21 protein-coding genes and 1 pseudogene are annotated in these 18982 nt (G+C 65.9%); 10 read left to right on the top strand and 12 right to left on the bottom strand.

The window, feature by feature from the left end:
* Positions 1-8 precede the first annotated feature (8 nt).
* The 5 genes from KME78_RS40905 to KME78_RS40885 all read right to left on the bottom strand — a co-directional run bounded on the left by KME78_RS40905 (position 9) and on the right by KME78_RS40885 (position 5006).
* Positions 9-608, bottom strand: a complete 600-nt coding sequence (locus KME78_RS40905) for a GTP-binding protein (RefSeq protein ID WP_219534895.1) — start codon at positions 606-608, stop codon at positions 9-11.
* Positions 589-987 (bottom strand): DUF742 domain-containing protein, encoded by a 399-nt coding sequence (locus KME78_RS40900; protein ID WP_219534894.1) that lies wholly within the window; start codon positions 985-987, stop codon positions 589-591. The genes KME78_RS40905 and KME78_RS40900 overlap by 20 nt, the downstream gene beginning before the upstream one ends.
* The gene (locus tag KME78_RS40895; RefSeq protein ID WP_219534893.1) at positions 984-1415 is read right to left on the bottom strand and encodes a roadblock/LC7 domain-containing protein; all 432 of its coding nucleotides are present in this window, start codon (positions 1413-1415) and stop codon (positions 984-986) included. Before KME78_RS40895 ends, KME78_RS40900 begins: the two co-directional genes overlap by 4 nt.
* Positions 1412-3781, bottom strand: a complete 2370-nt coding sequence (locus tag KME78_RS40890; RefSeq protein WP_219534892.1) for a sensor histidine kinase — start codon at positions 3779-3781, stop codon at positions 1412-1414. Before KME78_RS40890 ends, KME78_RS40895 begins: the two co-directional genes overlap by 4 nt.
* A 166-nt stretch (positions 3782-3947) precedes the next feature.
* The gene (locus tag KME78_RS40885; RefSeq protein WP_219534891.1) at positions 3948-5006 is read right to left on the bottom strand and encodes a hypothetical protein; all 1059 of its coding nucleotides are present in this window, start codon (positions 5004-5006) and stop codon (positions 3948-3950) included.
* A 718-nt stretch (positions 5007-5724) separates the two neighbouring features.
* Here KME78_RS40885 and KME78_RS40880 point away from each other — a divergent pair.
* Positions 5725-6315: a TlpA family protein disulfide reductase gene (locus KME78_RS40880; RefSeq protein WP_219534890.1), complete on the top strand. Its 591-nt coding sequence runs from the start codon at positions 5725-5727 to the stop codon at positions 6313-6315.
* Positions 6312-6887: a S26 family signal peptidase gene (locus tag KME78_RS40875; RefSeq protein WP_219534889.1), complete on the top strand. Its 576-nt coding sequence runs from the start codon at positions 6312-6314 to the stop codon at positions 6885-6887. Before KME78_RS40880 ends, KME78_RS40875 begins: the two co-directional genes overlap by 4 nt.
* 39 nt (positions 6888-6926) lie before the next feature.
* Here KME78_RS40875 and KME78_RS40870 read toward each other — a convergent pair whose 3' ends face one another.
* The 3 genes from KME78_RS40870 to KME78_RS40860 all read right to left on the bottom strand — a co-directional run bounded on the left by KME78_RS40870 (position 6927) and on the right by KME78_RS40860 (position 8070).
* Positions 6927-7322, bottom strand: coding sequence for a type II toxin-antitoxin system VapC family toxin (locus tag KME78_RS40870; protein ID WP_308127321.1), 396 nt, complete (start codon positions 7320-7322; stop codon positions 6927-6929).
* The gene (locus KME78_RS40865; RefSeq protein WP_219534888.1) at positions 7313-7591 is read right to left on the bottom strand and encodes a hypothetical protein; all 279 of its coding nucleotides are present in this window, start codon (positions 7589-7591) and stop codon (positions 7313-7315) included. The genes KME78_RS40870 and KME78_RS40865 overlap by 10 nt, the downstream gene beginning before the upstream one ends.
* A gap of 122 nt (positions 7592-7713) precedes the next feature.
* On the bottom strand, positions 7714-8070 hold the full coding sequence (locus tag KME78_RS40860; protein ID WP_219534887.1) for an ester cyclase: 357 nt from the start codon (positions 8068-8070) through the stop codon (positions 7714-7716).
* Between the two features lie 209 nt (positions 8071-8279).
* On the opposite strand from KME78_RS40860, the gene KME78_RS40855 reads away from it, so the two are divergent.
* Both KME78_RS40855 and KME78_RS40850 read left to right on the top strand, forming a co-directional pair.
* Positions 8280-8852, top strand: coding sequence for an RNA polymerase sigma factor (locus KME78_RS40855; RefSeq protein ID WP_219534886.1), 573 nt, complete (start codon positions 8280-8282; stop codon positions 8850-8852).
* Positions 8852-9964, top strand: a complete 1113-nt coding sequence (locus tag KME78_RS40850) for a CU044_5270 family protein (RefSeq protein ID WP_219534885.1) — start codon at positions 8852-8854, stop codon at positions 9962-9964. The genes KME78_RS40855 and KME78_RS40850 overlap by 1 nt, the downstream gene beginning before the upstream one ends.
* Before the next feature lie 361 nt (positions 9965-10325).
* Here the strand turns inward: KME78_RS40850 and KME78_RS40845 are convergent, their stop codons facing one another.
* Complete coding sequence (locus tag KME78_RS40845; protein ID WP_219534884.1) at positions 10326-11078, bottom strand: hypothetical protein; 753 nt, start codon at positions 11076-11078, stop codon at positions 10326-10328.
* A 748-nt stretch (positions 11079-11826) separates the two neighbouring features.
* A complete protein-coding gene (locus KME78_RS40840; protein WP_219534883.1) occupies positions 11827-13068 on the bottom strand; it encodes a glycoside hydrolase family 16 protein in 1242 nt (413 codons plus the stop codon).
* A gap of 222 nt (positions 13069-13290) precedes the next feature.
* Here KME78_RS40840 and KME78_RS40835 point away from each other — a divergent pair, with 222 nt between their 5' ends.
* From KME78_RS40835 to KME78_RS40820, 4 genes are all read left to right on the top strand, one after another.
* Positions 13291-13764, top strand: a complete 474-nt coding sequence (locus KME78_RS40835; RefSeq protein ID WP_219534882.1) for a hypothetical protein — start codon at positions 13291-13293, stop codon at positions 13762-13764.
* Between the two features lie 226 nt (positions 13765-13990).
* Positions 13991-14350: an ankyrin repeat domain-containing protein gene (locus KME78_RS40830; protein WP_219534881.1), complete on the top strand. Its 360-nt coding sequence runs from the start codon at positions 13991-13993 to the stop codon at positions 14348-14350.
* A gap of 267 nt (positions 14351-14617) precedes the next feature.
* Positions 14618-14965 carry a YciI family protein gene (locus KME78_RS40825; protein WP_219534880.1) on the top strand — a complete coding sequence of 116 codons (348 nt, stop codon included), beginning with the start codon at positions 14618-14620 and terminating at the stop codon, positions 14963-14965.
* A complete protein-coding gene (locus KME78_RS40820; RefSeq protein WP_219534879.1) occupies positions 14959-16143 on the top strand; it encodes an RNA polymerase sigma factor in 1185 nt (394 codons plus the stop codon). The genes KME78_RS40825 and KME78_RS40820 overlap by 7 nt, the downstream gene beginning before the upstream one ends.
* Before the next feature lie 74 nt (positions 16144-16217).
* Here KME78_RS40820 and KME78_RS40815 read toward each other — a convergent pair whose 3' ends face one another.
* Entirely contained in the window at positions 16218-16802 is a 585-nt protein-coding gene (locus KME78_RS40815) for a hypothetical protein (protein ID WP_219534878.1), read from the bottom strand.
* Between the two features lie 213 nt (positions 16803-17015).
* On the opposite strand from KME78_RS40815, the gene KME78_RS40810 reads away from it, so the two are divergent.
* Complete coding sequence (locus KME78_RS40810; protein WP_219534877.1) at positions 17016-17588, top strand: DoxX family protein; 573 nt, start codon at positions 17016-17018, stop codon at positions 17586-17588.
* Positions 17589-17663: 75 nt separating this feature from the next.
* On the opposite strand, the gene KME78_RS40805 is transcribed toward KME78_RS40810, so the two are convergent.
* Positions 17664-18587, bottom strand: coding sequence for a phosphotransferase family protein (locus tag KME78_RS40805; RefSeq protein WP_219534876.1), 924 nt, complete (start codon positions 18585-18587; stop codon positions 17664-17666).
* A gap of 79 nt (positions 18588-18666) precedes the next feature.
* Here KME78_RS40805 and KME78_RS40800 point away from each other — a divergent pair.
* Positions 18667-18798, top strand: a pseudogene (locus KME78_RS40800) (GntR family transcriptional regulator); the annotation flags it as partial.
* Positions 18799-18982: the final 184 nt, after the last annotated feature.

Below are 18982 nucleotides of genomic sequence, written 5' to 3'. Positions count from 1 at the left end.
CGGCTCGGTCAGGCCACGGGGTGGGCCGCGACGCGGGACTGAGCGGCCATCAGGTGGTCGACGAGCGCCAGCAGGACGTCGCGGCCCGCCGTCCGGTCGCGGGCGTCACAGAGCACCAGCGGCACCTGCGGATCGAGGTCGAGTGCCTTGCGGATCTCCTCCTGCGTGCGGTCCTTGACGCCGTGGAAGCAGTTCACGCCGACGACGAAGGGGATCCGGCGGCTCTCGAAGAAGTCGATCGACGCGAAGCTCACGTCCAGCCGGCGGGTGTCGACCAGGACGATCGCTCCCATCGCCCCGTTGACCAGGTCGTTCCACATGAACCAGAAGCGTTCCTGCCCCGGGGTGCCGAACAGGTAGAGCACGAGCCGGCTGTTGAGGGTGATGCGCCCGAAGTCGAGCGCGACGGTCGTGGTGGACTTGCCGCTCAGCCCGTCTAGATCGTCCACGCCGACGCTGGCATGGGTCAGATACTCCTCGGTACGCAGCGGAGCGACTTCGCTCACCGCGCCGACCAGCGTCGTCTTCCCGACGCCGAAACCGCCGGCGACCAGGATCTTCACTGCCAGGGGAGCACCGTCCCCGTGGTCAGAGGTTGCGTAGCCCATCCCTCACCGCCTCAAGGATCGCCATACCGGGAAGGCCGCCCGCTTTGGCGAAGGCCAAGGGTGGCTGGGCGCGCAGTTGACTGGCATCGATCAGATCGCCGATGAGGATCTTGGTCACCGACGCCGGGAGGTTCAGCGCGGAGGCGACTTCGGCCACCGCCAGGGGGCGCTTGCACATGGCGAGGATGGCGCGGTGCTCCGGCTGCAGTCTCCGGCGGCCGTGTCTGGTCTCTGAAGAGACCTCGGGGATCGCCGTCAACAGGGTGATCAGCGTGAGGTCGTCCCGTTCGGAGGTGGTGCGTCCGCCGGTGATCGTATAGGGACGGACAAGGGATTCGTCGGCGCCGGCGTCGTCGAAGCCCTCCGTCCAGTGTTTCATCCGTGTCCGCCCGCGTCATCGGCCTGCGGGTGGCGCGCGTCGGTCCCCAGCTTCTGGCCGACCTGCTGGACCAGGGTGTGCATCGCGACGGCCATCAGCTCGGCGTCGACCTCCTGGGAGGCGACCACGGCCAGATGGGTGCCGCGGCCCGCGGACGTGATGAACAGCCACAGGTCGGCCATCTCGATGATGACCTGGTGAACCGGTCCGCCGCTGAAGAGTTGCCCGACGCCGCGAGCCAGGCTCTGCTGGCCCGTGGCGATCGCGGCGAGGCGTTCGGCGTCCGCGCGTTCGATGGTCTGGGACCGGCTGATCACCAGGCCGTCGTCGGACAGCACGATGGCGTGCCGGGTGCCCGCGACCTGATTGACCAGGCCGTCCAGGAGCCAGTCCAGGTCTGTGTCGGTGGCGGTGGTTCGCTGCGTCATCCTCGATCTTCCGTCCTAGGGGAACCGGGTTCGGGGGATCCGTCCTGCCGGGGCTGGAAGGCGTCGTCACCGGTCCGGCTCCTGCGGGACTGCCTCTGGAACGCACCGATTGTGGCACTGGATCGGGTGGGTTGGTCACGTACGGCCCAGTTCTCCTGGTCGGTCTGTTCGTCCCTGTCCGCCGGGACTTTGAGCTCGGTGACCAGACTCGCCTGGCGTACCCGCTGGGGGAGCGGGCCCTGGGGTGCGTCGCCCCGATCCGGAGACTCGGCGGCGGGCGCTGTCACATGTGCCATCGCGCGTCCCCTGGAGCGAGTCGGCAACTCTGCCTCCTCCTCGGGTGGGGTGCTTTCCGGCCTGGTGGGGGCCTCCTCGGGGGGCGCGGCCGGCTGGGGTACCACCCGGGGGCGCTCCACCACCAGCGACGTCGGCAGCAGCACGATGACCCGGGTGCCGCCGAAGGCCGACGTCCGCAGCGTCACCTTGAGTCCCAGGCTCGCGGCGAGCCGTGCGACCACGTACAGGCCGAGCCGCACATCATCGGCGTGGGTCATCACATCGAGCTGCGGCGGCGACTGCATCAGGGCGTTGGCGGCCACGTACTGCTCGGGCTCCATGCCCAGGCCGCGGTCCTCGATCTCCACGGCGATGCCCCGGCTGACCAGTGCGGCCCGTACCTCGACGGGGGTCGGTGGCTTGGAGAAGGCGGTGGCGTTCTCCATCAGCTCCGCCAGGACGTGGACCAGCGGTCCCACCGCGCGCTCGGCTATCCAGGGCTCGCCCTGGACCTCGATCAGGATCCGTCGGTAGTCCTGGACCTCGCCTTGGGCGGCGCGCAGTACATCGAGCAGGCGCACCGGCTTGCGCCAGCGGCGCTGCGGCTGGCCGCCGCCGAGGATCACCAGGTTCTCCTCGTAGCGGCGCAGCCGGGCGGTGAGGTGGTCCAGGTCGAACAGGCCCTCCAGCACCTCGGGGTCCTCGTGCTTGCGCTCCATCTCGTCAAGCTTCTTCAGCTGAAGACCGATGAGGATCTGGGTACGGCGGGCGATGCGCTGGAGCATGCGCTGGAAGCCACGGTGCTGTTCGGCCTGCCGTACGGCAGTGAGCACCGCGCTGCGGCTGGCCAGGTTGAGGGCCTGCCCGAGCTCGCCGAGCTCGTCGGGAGTGGGCTCGACCATGTGTACTTCCGCGTCCACGTCGACGTCCTCGCCGCGCTCCAGCCGGGCGACCACATCGGGCAGCCGCTCCTGGAGTTCCTGGGCCTCCTCGCGCAGGCGGAGGATGCGCCGCCGAAGGATGGCGGTCAGGCGCCAGCTGGTGAACACGACCAGGATCAGGGCGAGCAGGCCCACGCTGCTGACGCTCATGAAGACCACGAAGAGTGTGCGGGCGTGCGCGTAGCCGATCTGGCTGACGTTCTCGAGCCGGCGGCTGAGGACTTCCAGCAGCTGCGGGGAGATCGTGTCCACCGAGGAACGCCACGCGCCGCCGACCTCGCGCAGCGACACCTGGCCGCTCTCGCCGCCGGTCCCGGAGGTGACCAGCCGCTCCTCAAGAGCGGTCATGGCCTGCCACGCCTTGCTGGCCGTCAGCGTTCCGTACTGGCTCTCGTTCGCCAGGAGGCTGGGGGCCACCCGGGACCGCAGGAGGTGCTCCTTGGTGCCGATGGCGTCGGCGACCAGGTCCCACTCGTCCTTCGTCAGGTGCCCGGTGTCCCAGCCGCGGGCCAGAACGGCGTCTTCGCGGCCGAGCATGTCGATGACCCAGAAGAGGTCGACCAGTGTCTGCGCCTTGGTGCCCACCTCGCCGTGCTCGGTGTGGCTGAGGGCGGTCAATACGCCGAGGTCGGCCTCGATGACACCGGTGTAAAAGTCGAACGCCTTCTGCGCGCCGCCCGAACCGCCGTCCACCGCCTGGCGCTGCTGGTCGAGGGGGCCGAGGCTGCGTACGGTCCGGGTGACGGCCTCGGTGAGCCCCTCCTGGCCGTCGGGGGCGTCCAGAGCCGCCAGCGGACGGAAGACGCTCACGGCCTTGTCGGTCACCGCGCGCTGCTTGGCGAGCTCGTCACGGGCGCCGCTACGGGGGTCGGCCTGTGCCTCCGCGGTGAGTCGCCGCTCCTGGTCAAGGGTGAAGAACAGGTTCGCGGCGGGTCTGCCGACGGTAGTGGTGGCCAGATCCATCTGGGCCTTCTCCGCCTGCCACTGGCTGAACAGTTGGTACATGCCCGAAGCCAACAGCGGGGCGAAAGTCACCGTCGGTACGAACACCACAATGATCAGCACCGTACGCAGGGGCAGCCGGCGGCCACCGGCCGGTCGACGCGGACGGCCACTGGTCGACTCCGGTAACCCGTTCTCGTCGCCCACGGTCCGTGTTCTTCGCCGCCCGGCCCTGCCCAATCCAGCCACGTGCCGGACACTCCTCACCGGTCGATGCGCTCATGCCTAAAATCGCCAAAGTAGGCGATTAGTGCCCGATGGTAGCGATACGGCAGTTGAGGCCGAAAGCCCTGCCTCACCGACCTGTTGGAGTTCAGTGCGGGTTGCCCGACTGGACGTCGAGCGCTGAGGTGCTGCCCGGCCAGACGCCGCTGAGGTCGATCTGGCGTACGCCGCCGGCCCACTGGCCCAGCGGGGTGTTCCATTCGAAGCGGTGGTGCTCGTCGGAGAAGACGCCCTTGAAGGCGAGATCGAGAACCAGGTTGGTGGCATCGAGGGGGATTGCCCCGAAGGTCGCACTGAGCCCGGCGGGAATCAGGGCGGTTCTGGTCACGGTGTCGTAGGTAAGGCTCGCATTCACGACATAGGTGCAGCCGGGGACGCTGTTCAGCAGCAGCTCGAAGGAGCCGAGGACGCCCGTCCACCTCTCCATCACCGTCCTGCCGTCGAACGAGGCGAAAGTGTAGGCGATGGGTGCAGGGCATGGGGCCAGAGATTCGGGCGTCTCCGGCCAGAGGTGCTGAGAGACGCTCTTGTCGGCGGAGGCGGTCGCGAACGATCCCTGTCCTTTTCCCTGCCCGAGCAGGTCGTGGACCGCGCCGACAGATCCGCTGAGGGAGAACGTCGTGTTCTCCGACTGCGCCGCGATGTTCAGGCCGCTTTTGGCCCAGATCACGCTCGTGACAACGCCGAAGCCCTGACTGATCCGGTGGCCGGTGCTCATGTTGTGCGTTTCGGCGGTCGCTTCCAGCCATTCCAGCTGACTTCTGAGCAGGCTCAGGTCCAGGAACTCCTCCGAGGTCACCGCGAACTCCGAGAACATCGATCCGGACTGCTCCAGACTCCAGGAGACCGTGATCTCCGCATTCACCTTGGTCCCCGTGTCGGGGTCGATGACCGTTCCGTCGGCGCCGAGGTCGATCTCCTTGCGGGACACGTGCTCGGACATGACCGACCACCGTTGTGAGATCGGCCGTGATGTGGTGGTCAGGCCGGGGATGGCCATCCCGACCGGCGTGAACGCCCCGGTGCCCGGGTCCAGGACACCGACGGCGCCGGGGGTGATCGCCGGGTTGAGCGACCAGTTGCCCCAGTAGCCCTGCCGTTCTCTGCGGATGAGCTGAGCGAAGACGACATCCCATGTGACAGTCAATCTCCCGGCCTCCTCTTGTGGGCGTATTTCCTTTTCCGCTCCATCTTCGGAATTCGGGTGGAGGGAAGCGAGGAGAATCGTGGAAAAAGGGTTCAACTGTGGCCGGTGGGATTTATTGGTAACTCCGGCGGCTCAGATATGCCTGGCTTGTAGTTGTTCGCGGGAGATGGATGCGAGTAATTACCATGATTTATCGGCAAATATCCCCCGGTTGGGGGCGGCGCAGGAACGGTCCGATGCCCTCGTACGACATGGGTTGGACGATCACCCGCCACTCGCCCGGCCGGAACGCGGGCGCCGCTGTGGTCGGAGGCGTCCAGCCGGACTTTCGGTCACAAATATGGTGCGATATATCTGGCCCGAAACTACGAAACCCTGTACCTTCTGATCATTGTCGAGGAAATTAATCTTGACCGTTGCGCCGTAATTCGGAAGACCGGATCATCGTGATCATCACGATCTCGCCCCGCAGGGCCAGAGAGGAGACACCATGCTCGGTCTCGTTGACCGTTGAGGCCGGCTGCAGCAACTACTACAACTGCTCGGGTGGCACCAGGTACCTCCGTCAGTGCTGCCTGGACCAGGGTTGCCTTTGGCAAGTGCTGATACGGCTGTATTAGGCGCTCCGTGGATGGCGGTCGGCCGCCGCCCGCCCGCACGCCGACGGGGACAGAACGTCGGTACATCCGCCGCCCCCTTGGCGGCGCGGCTCAGACAGGTGCCGCGGGGGCTCATCGGGGCGATACTGATCGCCTCTTTCGACGACATCGTCGATCTCTTCGCGAGGAACGACCTGATGCCTTACCTGACCGCCGCCATCGTGCTCATCGGTCTGCTCTGCGTATTGAATCTGCTGCTCACCCTGAGCCTGATCCGCCGGCTGAGGCAGACGGGTGGAGGAGGCGTCCAGCATGCCGGGCCGCCCCTCACGTTGCGGCCTGGCTCGCTCGTCGGCGAGTTCGCCGCCGTGACCGTCGCCGGCGAGTTGGTGTCCCACGATACGGTCGTCGGCCTGGTCGGATTCTTCTCCGCCGGCTGCGAACCCTGCCACAAACTGCTTCCCCGCTTCACCGAGCATGCCCGCACCCTCGGACGGGAGAACGTGCTGGCGGTGGTCGCCGGGGACGACGCGGAGGCGGTCGAAGCGCTCACGCCGGTGGCCCGGGTGGTCGTGGAGAACTACGACGGCCCGGTGGCAGGCGCGTTCCAGAACACCTGGACCCCGGCGCTCTACCTGCTCGGCTCCGATCACCGCGTCGTCGCCGCGGGCGGACGCCTGGAGGATCTTTCCGCCGCATCGACAGCATGAGCGACCCGGGGAGCCGACAGGCCGGGATCCGGGACCTGGCCTCGGCCGCCGTGGAGGCCCTGTCCGCCGCCGCGCTCCCCGGGATCGGCCGCTATCTGCGCGCCCAGACCGGACGCCTCGCGCGAGCCGAGGCGATCGACCGGCTGTTCGCGGCGGCCGAGCGGCAGGTCGGCCTGCGGCGTTTCGAGGATCCGGTGTTCCTCGACCGGCTGCGCCTCGCGCAGGAGGGCGCCGGGAGCACCGGCGACCTCGTCAGCGGAATCTGCGGAAGCCTGAACGGAGTCCTGTCCCTCATCGGCTTCGTGGGCTCCCTTCTGATCCTCAGCCCCGCCATGACCGCCCTGGTACTGCTGCTGGTACTGCTGGCCGCCATCCCGGCACTCGTCGCCGAACTGCTGCTGACGCGGAGACGGGCCACCATGCAGTGGGACATCGAGCAGATCCACCGCCGCGAGTTCTTCTACAGCCGGCTGGGCGACAACCCGGACACCAGCTGGGATTCCCGGGAGTTCGGCTTCGTGCGGGACGAGCAGTTCATCGGCGTCATGACGCGCCGCCTGCCATCGCGTTGACCGCCCGTGGCCCCTGCTTCCGCCCGGTCTCTTCAGGCGCTAGACCAGACGAATATCGCAGTCGACGACCACGGGGAGGCTCACGAGCCTGGCATCACCGGTGACCAGGGTGCAACCTTCAGCCTCGGCCAGCGCCACGCAGGCAGCATCGTAAGCCCTGACGTTGCTGCGCAGTTCCCAGATGCGAGGCAGGAGAGGCCGGATGTCCACCAACTCGATCTCGGCCCGGGAGAGCGCCTCAAAGGCGGTCCATCCACGCGCTTGTGTGATCAGTTCTTGCCTGACGAGGCGGGTGACGACGTGGGCGACTTCGCTGGGCATGTGGGCAGGCGCGATCCAGGCGGGATCGGTCATGATGGCCTTGCGTGCGGCACGGCCGGCCTCTCCGTCATCGGCAAGTGCATTGATCATGACGGAGGCGTCGATCACGAGCACGGGCAGTCTCCAGTGTCGTCAGCGAGTTGCTCCTCCCGCTCGTTTCGTGCCAGGTGAACGAGTTCGGCGATCTGCCCTGGAGCGCTGTGCATACCGTCGTCACGCCCCTCGAACTGGGCGATGAGGTCGATGTTGCGGGAACGGCGTGCATCCGCCGCCAGCAGACCCAGCATGTAGGCCTGCGCGGACTGCCCCTTGGCACGGGCTCGGGTTGCGATCGCGTCGGCGATGTCGTCGGGAACATCGCGGATCTGCATGTTCCTAGGCATGCCTTCATTTTACATGCACTCCTCGATGCCATGCGGGATCTGCTACTACAGCAACCATCGCCGCCGACATGCCCGTCTACTTCTGCAACCGGGCGCTTCTCAGTTTCCCGCGGGGTTGATCGTCAGGTGGTGCTGCGATATGTCCACATTTCGGCCATCTGTCCATCCGCCATCCGAACCAGCCAGATCATGCCGGTCCCTGGCGTGCTGAGGTCCTGTCCTTGGCGAACGCTGCCAATGGCTGCGATCCGATCAGCGTCAGCAAGGATGCGTTCGATGTGGAAGTGGAGGGCTGGTTGCGCTGCTTTGATCTGCTTGATCGCGCGTTCCACCGCTGCAGGGCCGGCCACCTCGGGGTGGGCGTGGTCGACCCAGTCCTGGCTGAGGATGGCTGAGGCGGCGGAGACATCGCCGGTGTTCCACATGTCGAAATAGCGTTCCACTACTTGCTTGGATGCTGTGGCGACAGCTTCGTTCATCACCGTTGTGCTCCCATCCGGTGTCCACTGTGGTGTTGAGCCCACCTTATGGCGGACATGTCCGCGGTGATCGCCTGGTGGGCCAGTGGCAAGTGATCCCCGATAGCCGTGAATCGATCTAAATTTCTGGTGCGGCGTGTAAGAAATGCGGGTGTGCGCGAGGTTACCCGGTATCAGACCTGGCAGCGCACTCGAGAGGTGGTGGTGGCGTGACGAACGACAGCCTCCACGATCCGAATGACAGCGATGAAGTCGCCCGCTTCACGTTCATATATCAGAGCAACTACGCGAAGGTGTTCAGCTACGCGCTCGCCTACAGCCAGCGCAGCGTGGCGGAAGATATCGCAAACGAAACATTCATGACGGCATGGCGCAAGCTCGACGCGGTGCCGCAGGACGATCCGTTGCCCTGGCTGCTGGGAGTAGCCAGGAACCACCGGCTCAAACAGTTTGCCGCCGGCCGCAGACACGAGACGATCGCCCAGCGGATAGCGCAGCTCACCAATGAGCGCGACGTGGCGGATTGGGACATCGGTGACCTGGTGGTCGAGCGCGAAGCCGTCCTGGCCGCGTTCGCTTCCCTGTCGGGGCAAGATGCCGAAATCCTGATCCTGAGCGCCTGGTACGGCCTCACCCCGGCGCAAGCCGCGACAGTTCTCGGCTGCACGACAGCCCTCTACTACGTGCGAATCCACCGTGCGCGCCGGCGCCTGGCACGCGCGCTGAAGCAGGATGAGCCTTCGGCGACATCCCCCACGGGCGTTCTGGAAGGACATCGCTGATGACCAACGACCACGTAGTGGCTGCCCTCAAGCCCTCAGCCCTGGACGAAGTTGCCCTGGACGAAGTAACCGCGCTCGACTCAGACGCGAAGATCGCTGCCATCGTTGCGACTCCACGGCCGGCTCCGGCCGTCCGTAGGCACCGGGCGCTCCGGATGCCGCTTCCGCTAATTGCTTCGGTCGTGGTCGCCGTCGTGGCGGCCGTGATGATTCCCTTGTTTGCCGGCGCGAACGATCAGCGCCGCCTCACCCCTCCGAACCACGCCGGCACTGCCGTTCCCTTCGACGCCAGGACTTTCCTGCTCGCTGGAGCTGAGCACGTCGCGGCTGTCCGGGAATCGGTCTCCGGCAAGTACTGGCATTTGAAGACCCGGAGGTGCCGCACCGGCGTTCAGCGACCGATGGCCTCGGTGGACAATCCGCCATCGTCGCGACCAAGTGGGCTTCCCTACCGATTCACCGCATGCGAAACCATGGAGCAATGGACTTCCAGGAGCGGATTCGTACGCACCGTCATCGGCCTCGACCCGAAGGTCTCATTCGACACGCCTGGAGATGAATCCAACTGGCGTGCCGACGGCGCACCGGCGTTGACACAGCGGCTCGGCTACACCGAGGACAACGGTCAGAGCTTCACCAAATGGGGTCTGGACGGAAATCACATGGGGTTCGATCAGTTGACGAACCTGCCATCCGACCCGAGCGCGCTTCGCAACGTGATCGCCAAGTCAGCTGTGGGCCGGCCCCAGGGATCCGCTCTGGACAGCTTCCTGTGGAGGTTCGCCCCGGACCTGTTCGCTCAGCCGATCACGCAGAAGACGCGTGCAGGCCTGTATCGGATGCTGGCCCAGATCAACGGCGTACGGATCGTCAGCAGCACGTTCGACACGGAAGGCCATCCGGTGGTCGTCCTCGCCCGCAGCCAGCCGGTCCGAGCCAGTGCCGCGGGTCCGATACACAAAATCGAGGATCGGCTGGTATTCCGCCAGGACACCTACGAATTCATCAGCAGCCAGTTCGACCCGGATAGGAACGCCATAGTCGATGAGCAAATGATCGCCGAATGGACGGACGTTCTCGGCCCCCGACAGGGCCAACGCGGACACGACTGACAAGGTCGGCCGCTCTGTCCGCCTCAACCAACATCAGCCTGGAGACTACTCACCGCGAAATAATGGTCCAGATGGCGACGACGGGAAAGCGATCACCTGATAAACAGCGCAAGGCACGTGCGCGTGAGGATTGGTACAGCGGGTGCGATCCAGAGCCCTTTTCAAGGCGCACAAGAAGACCTAAGTCGTGGGGGTTCTGTGCTGATCGGCATCATGGCGTTTCAGGAGGTCAGGGGCCCCTGCTCGCGCGGTTTGGGGTGGGCTGCAGCGGCTCGGTGCGGGGTCGTTCGTGCTATCACGGTGCCATCTGGCACAGCGACATGGGGTGATGTTGGCGACGCTGGGGACGCCTCGACGGTGGCTACTCAGCTTCGACCACGAGCTTCTTGGGAGGGGCGGTGATGTGCACAGGCGTTCCCCAGCCCTTGTAGAGGACGTTCAGCCTTACGGTGTCAGCTCTCTGCTCCGCGCCATAGGGCTCGTACACGATCTCGGCTTGGAAACGCCTGGGCAGGTTATCCGGGCCCAACCAGAGTTTCCACTTGACGCGGCCTCCGTCCCAGAATTCTTTTCGCTCGCTGTAGTAGATGCCGACCTGGCGCGAACCAATAGAACCGACTTCCACCGTGCCGTCGTAGCGGGAGGTGCGGACGCCGTCGTAACGGTCTTTGGTGGGTACTTTCTCGGCGCCGGCGGAGATCAGTTGCAGGAACTTCGGGTTCAGAGCGTCCACCAGGTTCTGTGACCAGAGAAAACTGTCCTTGTCTCGCCAGTGGTTCCATTCCTTGCCCTTGGGCAGGCTTTCCCAGCCGCTTTGGGTGTAGCTATCGCGACCGATGTTGACCACGCGGGAGGGCACCGGGTCCAGGTCACCCACGGTGAAAGCCTCCGTGACATCGCCGGCGTAAACACCTGTCTTTGCGGCGAAGCGGTACTTGCCATGAGCAACCGTCAGGCTGGCGTCCGAGGGCGAGCCTCGGCGGGTGTTCCGAGAGAACAGCACACTGCTCCTCTTTGCGAACTCGCCCTTGAGCGCGGATATCGCCTGAGCTGGTGAACCGCTGGTCTGTGCGCGTGCCGCGCCTGTCAGAGGTGACGTGAGCAGCAGGGCCACGACGCCTAACAGCGCGCATAAGCTTCTCATGGGGTTATCGTCGTCGACGGCTGATCTCGACCTTGTCACCGGGAGATTGCAGGCGCGACACCTGCCCAGGCCTCCCGCTAAGTAGCCGCCTCCGCCGTTTGAGCAAGTCCGACCTCTTCGAGCAGGGGGAGGCTGAGCCGAGCGACACGGAGGGCAGGGTGCTGGCGGTCAGTAGGCGGCCGAGCTGAGGCGGAGCCCTGTGCGTTCCATGTGCCGCCTTGGATGGGTGCCAACCTGCCAGCCGCCCAAGCTCACCCCCGACAAGCTGGTCGTCGTGCGCTGCGCGGACGCCATTAGGAGGACCGATCATCGGGATCGAGTCGGTGACCGGCTTGCCAGGCGTGGAAGTCGGGGTTGTCGGGCCGGGGGAACAGCGGCCCTACTACACCGCGTCGCAGAGTCGAATCGCAAGATCTCTGAATGTAGTACTCGGCCCGCGGCAGAAGCGGCATGCTCCCGAGAGAGCGCGTTCTTGATATCCGAGACATCCCATTAAAACAAGGGTAGCGATATTCACCGTCGCCGTGCTCGTACTGCTGCTCGTTCCAGGACCCGCTGCCGTCTACTCCGCCGCCCTGGCCGGAGGCCGACGCTGCTCGCACCGCGCCGGCCGCCGTTTCGACATCGATCCAGACCTGATCCAGGGCCTCGGCGTGATAGCCCCCTTTGCGGAGAAGGTGACCCTCGACAGGGAAGTGATGTTGGCAGGATGTGGGTGTCAGGCGCGTGTCCACCGCTGGTTGGTGCCGCCGGAGCAGTCCCAGATCTGCAGCCGGGTGCCGTTGGCCGAGCTGGCGCCGGTTGCGTCGAGGCACTTGTTGGACTGGGGATTGATTACCTGGCCGGTGCCGGAGTTGTAGGTCCATCCTTGAGCACCGCTGCCATTGCAGTCGTAGAGCTGCACCTGTGCGCCGTTGGCCGTGGAGCCGCCACTGACGTCCATGCACTTGCCGAGCGCGCGCACCGAGCCGTCGCTGTTCCACGTCCAGCTCTGGGCGGCGGTGGAGTTGCAGTCGTAGAGCTGGATGGCGGTGCCGTTGGCGGTGCCGGCACTTGCCACGTCGACGCACTTGCCGCCGATGCCGGTGATCTGGCCACCGGAGCCGCTGGTGGGCGGGGCATAAACGCGGACGTAGTCGACGGTCAGGGTCTGCGGGAAGGCCGTGGAGCTGTCAGGGTAGCCGGGCCAGTAACCGCCGACCGCCACATTCATGATCATGAAGAACGGGTGGTCGAAGACCCAGCGGTTGCCGCTGAGGCTGGCCGGCGTCCGGCGCTGGTATTCGACGCCGTCGACGTACCAGATGATCAGGTTCGGGGACCAGTCGACGGCGAAGGTGTGGAACGCGTCGGCGAACGCCCCGGCGATCGAGTACGGGGCGCCGATGCCTGCGGAGCCGGAGTAGCCGGGGCCGTGGATGGTGCCGTGAACGGTGCTGGGTTCGCGGCCGATGTTCTCCATGATGTCGATCTCGCCGCTGTTGGGCCAGCCGACCGACCCGATGTCGTTGCCGAGCATCCAGAAGGCGGGCCAGATGCCCTGCCCGCGGGGCAGTTTCATACGTGCCTCGAACCGCCCGTAGGCCCGGGTGAAGGTGGCGGAGGTGAGCAGGCGGGCGGAGGTGTACTGGCAGGTGCCGTAGTGGCACTGGTAGTTGGACGGGTTCTCCCGGCGGGCGGTGATCGCCAGGTTGCCGGCGCCGTCCATAGCGGCGTTATGGGTGCTGTTGGTGTAGTACTGCTGCTCGTTGTTGCCCCAGCCGCTGCCACCGATGTCGAAGCGCCACTTCGACTGGTCGACGGCGCTGCCGGCGGATCCGTTGAACTCATCGGACCAGACCAGCGGGCCGGGGGCGGGGGCGGCGTTGGCGGTGCCGGTCATCGGGACGAGCATCCCGATGATGGTGGCGAGAGCGGCACCGATGGCGAGCAACGTTCTGGAACGGGGGGTGCGGTCCATACGAGTTACCTCACCGGATTCACGGGTGTGACTTTACAGAAACCTTCCAGCAATATCAGCCAAGGTGTCAAGAGAGCGCTCTCTAGGAATGGGCACGATATAGGGCGGCGTCCGGGGCGGCCCGGTCTTGCCCTCGACTTTGACGCCGGGCAGGGTTGGCAGCGGCGGAAGTCCATCCTCAAGCAGGCAGGCGTATCCACAACGCCCGGCACACCGTGTGAAGTGGGGTCTGTAGTGGAAGAGATCGCCGAGGCGCTGACCTGGGATGGTGTCCGGTGCGTCATCAGCGTCTTCGTGGTCACCACCGCCGAGGCGGCGCCCCAGGTGAACTTTCGCGACGGCGAGGTCACGCCCTCGCAGGTGAAGGTCTACGACCTCACGGCCGACGAGGACTATCTGCCGGGCCGCCACGTGTTCGAGTACGACCTGATCTTCGATGCTGTTCCCGAGGAGCTGGAGGCGTACCTGGAGGTGTGCCTGCGTCGGGCCTGCGAAGGCGCTGTCGTGGCATGGCTCGCGTTCGAGGGCTCGTTCAGCTACGACTACCTGCTGGCTCCGGAGGTGGCAGGCCAGATCTACGGAATATGTGCACCGGGTGCGCGTGCGGAGCTGGCCCTGGAAGGCGAGGTCCTGGCGAGCGAACGGTGGCGGGAGACGCTCCAACGATACGCGAGGGCTCTCCGTGGGCCTGGCTGAGAGCCAGGGTAAGGGGTGTAGCTCGGCCTCAACCGGCGTGGTGAAGGGGGAACCTTCGAGGACGGCGAGATCGGACTGCGGCTCTGCCCGGGACCTGGCGGCGTTCCCGGGCGTTTGGGCGCGCGGCTCGAAGGAGGTCAAGATTTCCGGCGTCGAGCTGTCGATTTCCTGACTCGTCGTTCGTCTTACCGCGTGACCATCCGGTGGACCATATGAGGAGTACACAATGAAGTTCGTAGAAGCCGCCGAGGCCGCCGACGAAACGTCGGTACGGTCGATGCTGGCCGCCGATCCCGGGTTGCGCGATCGGCATGCGGATCTGGTTATGCGGATGTCCGAGGCGCGCAACTGGTCAGCGGTCCGGCTGCTGGTCGATCTTGGTTTCGGCGTCAACGGCGTCACCTCCGACGGCGCCACCGCCTTGCACCATGCGGCGGCTACTGGCGAGCTGTCGATCGTGCGTCTGCTGGTCGAGCACGGTGCCAACCACACCGCCCGCGAACCCCAGTTCAACGCGCAGCCGGCGGGCTGGGCGCAGTACTTCAAGAAGCGGGAAATCCAGAAATATCTCGAATCCCTGGCCTGATGCCGCACTGCCCGGTCACGCGGCATCAGCCCCCCAGTTCGTCGACGCGGTCGCCTCCTACCTGGTGTTCAATGACTTCTTCCGGAGTGTCGGCATGGTGGCTGGCACGGCGAACACGCAGGTAGGCTCCGCCGGGACGTGGCGGCGTTCCCGGGCGTTTGGGCGCGCGGCTCGGGGGAGGTCAAGATTTCCGGCGTCGAGCTGTCGATTTCCTGGCTCGTCGTTCGTCTTACCGCGTGACTGTCTGGTCGTGACGAGGAGGAAGCGATGAAGTACGTCATGCTGACCTATCAGGGTGACGCGCAGGAGCGACAGGCTGCGCTCTCCGAGGAGGAGCAGAAGCAGGTTTACGCCGACTACCAAGGGATCAATCTGACGCCGGGCGTCACCTCCGTGCCGCGGATGGGCCCGCCTGAGAACGCGACAACGGTCCGCGTCGAGGGCGGCAAGATTCTGACGACCGATGGCCCGTTCATCGGGATGAAGGAGGCCGTGGGCAGCGTGTTCATCCTGGAGGCCGACGACCTCGACGCAGCCATCGAAGTTGCCGCCCGCGTCCCGGCGGCACGCTATGGCGGCGCCGTCGAGATCCGCCCCTCGGAGGTGTATTGCTAGCGCTCGAACAGGTCTTCCGTGAGGAGCGGGGCCGTATCCTGGCCACCCTGATCGGCTTCCTCGGCGACTTCGACCTCGCCGAGGAAGCCGCGCAGGAGGCCTTCGCGATCGCCGCCGACCGATGGCCGCGCGAGGGCGTCCCCAGCAACCCGCGCGCCTGGCTGATGACGACAGCTCGCAACCGAGCCACGGACCGCATCCGCCGCGATCGAGCCCTCGCGGCCAAGTTCGGCCTGCTCGTTGGCGGCGATCGTGTTGAGGTGCAGATGAACACCCCCACCTTTCCCGATGAGCGCCTGGAGCTCATCTTCACCTGCTGTCATCCGGCGCTCGCGATCGAGGCGCAGGTGGCGCTCATCCTGCGCACCCTGGGCGGGCTCAGCACCGACGAGATCGCTCGTGCCTTTCTGGTACCGGAGCGGACGATGGCGCAGCGGCTGGTGCGTGCCAAGCGCAAGATCAAAGCTGCGGGGATCCCGTTTCGCGTGCCACCGGCTCACCTGCTCCGCGAGCGTCTCGACGCCGTTCTCGCCGTCGTTTACCTGATCTTCAACGAGGGTTACGGCGGCCGCGACGAGCTCGCGGCAGAAGCAATCTGGTTGGGACGCGCGCTTGCCGAACTACTACCGGACGACCTCGAAGTTCGCGGGCTGCTGGCGATGATGCTCTTGCACGACTCCCGTCGCGAGGCGCGGTTCTGCGACGGCGAACTCGTGCTGCTCGCCGATCAGGACCGGTCACGCTGGAACACCGAGCAGATCGCCGCTGGACGCGCCGAACTCGACCGCGCGCTCGCCCTCGGCGCCCACGGGCCGTACGTCCTGCAGGCCGCCATCGCGTCGCTGCACGCCGAGGTGCCATGCGACTGGGCGCAGATCGCGGCGCTGTACGGCGAGCTCGCCCGCCTGACCGGCTCGCCCGTCGTGGAGCTCAACCGCGCCATCGCGATCGCTGAGACCGAAGGCCCTGAGGCCGGGCTGCGCCTCGTCGACCGACTCGGTCTCGATGACTTCCGCTACCTGCACTCGACCAGGGCCGAACTCTTGCGCCGCCTCGGGCGCATCGACGAGGCACGTGACGAATATCGACGTGCCAGACAACTCACCGACGACGGCGCCGAACGGCGCTTCCTCGAACGCCGGCTAACAGAACTGGCAGGCATGACAGGCTCGGGTTAGTCGGGTCATCCCGACGATCCCGAGTAACGTGACCGAAAAGATCACCTGGGATGGTGTTCGCGAGGCCCTGCTGGTCAGCCGACAGAGGGGATGCCCACCTTGGCCGCGAACTCGGCGGTGAAGATGACCATGACATCGTCGGTACCCAGGTAGTAGACGTCGGTTGGCGGCCATTCCGCCGGTTCCCCGGCGGCTATCCACACCGACTTCTCCCGTGAGCACAACCTGATCGCGTACGGCGTCCGGACGGGGTCTTGGGACCAGGCGATGTCGACGCAGGTGAGCTTTCTGCCGACCAGGCTCGACCAGCGTGGGTGATCGGTGACGTCCACCGCCGCCGGCCCTCCTGGCTCCCCGATCATCCGCAGGTGAGCGGTCATCGGCTCAGGGAAGACCTCAAGCCCGTAATGGTCGAAGCTGCTGCCCCACACAGCCGAAAAACAAGCGCCATCGTCCGTGAACAGTTCCACCCCCATGGTGGGCTGGTGCCACGTCCCGAAGTCCCACTCCACGACGTCGCAACCGTCCTCCCCGCCCGTCAAGGGGTAATAGACGACCTTCCGGATACGCCTGCCTCGCAACGTGGCAGCCGTGCGTTCGTACTTCACCGCGGTCAGCAACGACGACACCGGCGCCTTTCCGTAGTCCACGAGCCTCACGGGCACCTGATCATGGATGCTCGATACCCGCGACGCGGGAACCGTCCCAGTCCGCAGTCGCGGTAATAACTCTTGTTTTCGCAGCTGGACAGCGCCTCGCGTGTCCCACCCTGTCCCACGGACGATGCGCGCGACCTCGCTGCGGTGGTCGCATGAGTCCTGTCACCACGTACCGATCACCACCAACCCGATGAGAAAAGGTAGTGACAGAACATGAACCAGCACGTCAGCGAGAACCTCTTCGGCGTCAAGGACATTGATAAGCCCAAGGGGCGCGGAACGAAGTTCACGCTCAACGGCGCACTTTGGTCACTGCAAGCGTTGTGGGGCTTCTTCTTTGCCGGCAGCGGTTTCGGCAAAGTGCTGTTGTACGACGAAGCTCTGTATGCGGCAGCACCCCAGGCTGTGGCTTGGTACGCCGCGGTGCCGCAGTCCCTGATCGTCTTCATCGGGGTCCTTGAGGTACTTGGCGGCGTCGGCCTGATCCTGCCGACGATGACGGGAGTCAAACCGAAGCTGGCGCCGCTCGCCGCCGTCGGCCTGACGCTGACGATGATCCTCGCGGCTGGTTTTCATATCAAGCGCGGTGAATACGAATTGGTGCCCACGAATCTGGTGCTGGGAGGCGTCGCGGCGTTCATCGCGGTCGGACGATGGAGGCTGAGGCCCGTCGCACCCGCGATCATCACCACCTCACGCGTACTCAAGTCGTTCGCGGTCCTGGTCGCACTGGCCCTGCTGGCATTCGCTCCGACGTGGTACACGATGACCAACGTCCAATTTTGATCACCTGCGCTGGTAGGTCGAGGGCGCCGGGCGCGGATCGCCACGCTGCGCACCCGGCGCAGAAGCGGGTCACTGTCAGCTGAGCAGCGCCTCGAGCTCGGGAAGTCGGCCGAACAGTTCGGGGAGGCCGTGCACTCCGTTGCGCACGGACTCGTGCGACAGCGCGAGGTCAGGGCCGGTGCCGGCCTCGACACCGGCGAGGCAGCGGAGGATGTTCCACCTCGTGTGCCCCAGCCAGCCGCTGATCATGAACACGAACCAGCTCGGACCCGACGGCGGCAGCGCTCCGCCTCCTGCGACGTAGCCGTCGAGAACCGAGCGGAAGATGGCGGGCTTGATGTCGTCGAAGCCGGGTCCCTTCGCGAGGCTCAACGCTGTCGAGCCGAGCTCACTGGACAGGTTGAGCATCCCCGAGAGCTCCCAGTCGAGCACCACCGGCCGACCCGCTCGAGCGAGTAGGTTCCACGGCTGGATGTCCTTGTGGGTCAGCACGACGGGGCCTGGTCGCTCGCAGGTGTCGACGAAGTGGGCAATTGCGAGGAACGTCGCGACGTGGGAGGTGAGTTCGCCGGCCCACGGTTGTCCGGTCGCCGTCGCCCGCTCGGCGAGTTCGGGCCAGTCCCGTGACGTCGGCTCCTCGATCGAGACGTGGGTCCACGCGACGTCGAGCGCGTGGATGCGCGCCAGAATCTCACCGATCTCGAACGCGTACGCCGGCGACACGGGTGCTTCGGGCATCTTCTCGCCCTCGACCCACCGGTGGACGAGCGTGTCGTGGCTGACCGAGATCGGCTCTGGCATCGGGATGCCGGCGGCGAAGGCCGCCCGCTCGAACCTGAACACGTCCTCGGCGCGGTAGGTCCAGCGGCGATCGAGGAGGTTCAACTCCTTCACCGCGAATGCCCCCTGGTCGGTGTCGAGTCGGTACATCCGGTTGGCGAACCCGCCGTGGACACGGATCATCGGACCGATCGGCGCGCCGAGATGTGAAAGATCCACCCCACGCAATCTAGGGCTGGCAGTTCGTCGATGCACCCGCTTTACCCGGGATGCGTGCTCGCCGAACTATGCCCAGGTCATGAGGACGATTCAGGAGCGGATCGAGTCGGGCGAGTACGCACCTGGCGACATGCTGCCGTCCGAGACGCAGTTGGTTCGCGAGCTTGGCGAGGGCCGGACCACGGTGGTGCGCGCGCTGCAGACACTGGCCAGCTGCTGGGGCGCTGCCCGGCAGCCTGCACGAGCTTGAGGATGCCTACAAGGTCAGCTAGTGGGCCGTCCCGGAACGTTGACCGGGTAATTGATCTCGGCTGGTGAACCCGTCAGGCTGGCTGCCTCTGAAAGCTGGGAGGTAGTCGTGGCTCGTCCACCGGATGTGTTCGTCCGGCCCTTGT

Origin of the sequence: Nonomuraea guangzhouensis, assembly GCF_019396345.1 — a bacterium.
GTDB lineage: Bacteria > Actinomycetota > Actinomycetes > Streptosporangiales > Streptosporangiaceae > Nonomuraea > Nonomuraea guangzhouensis.
This window is presented reverse-complemented; position numbering and strand designations above follow the sequence as displayed.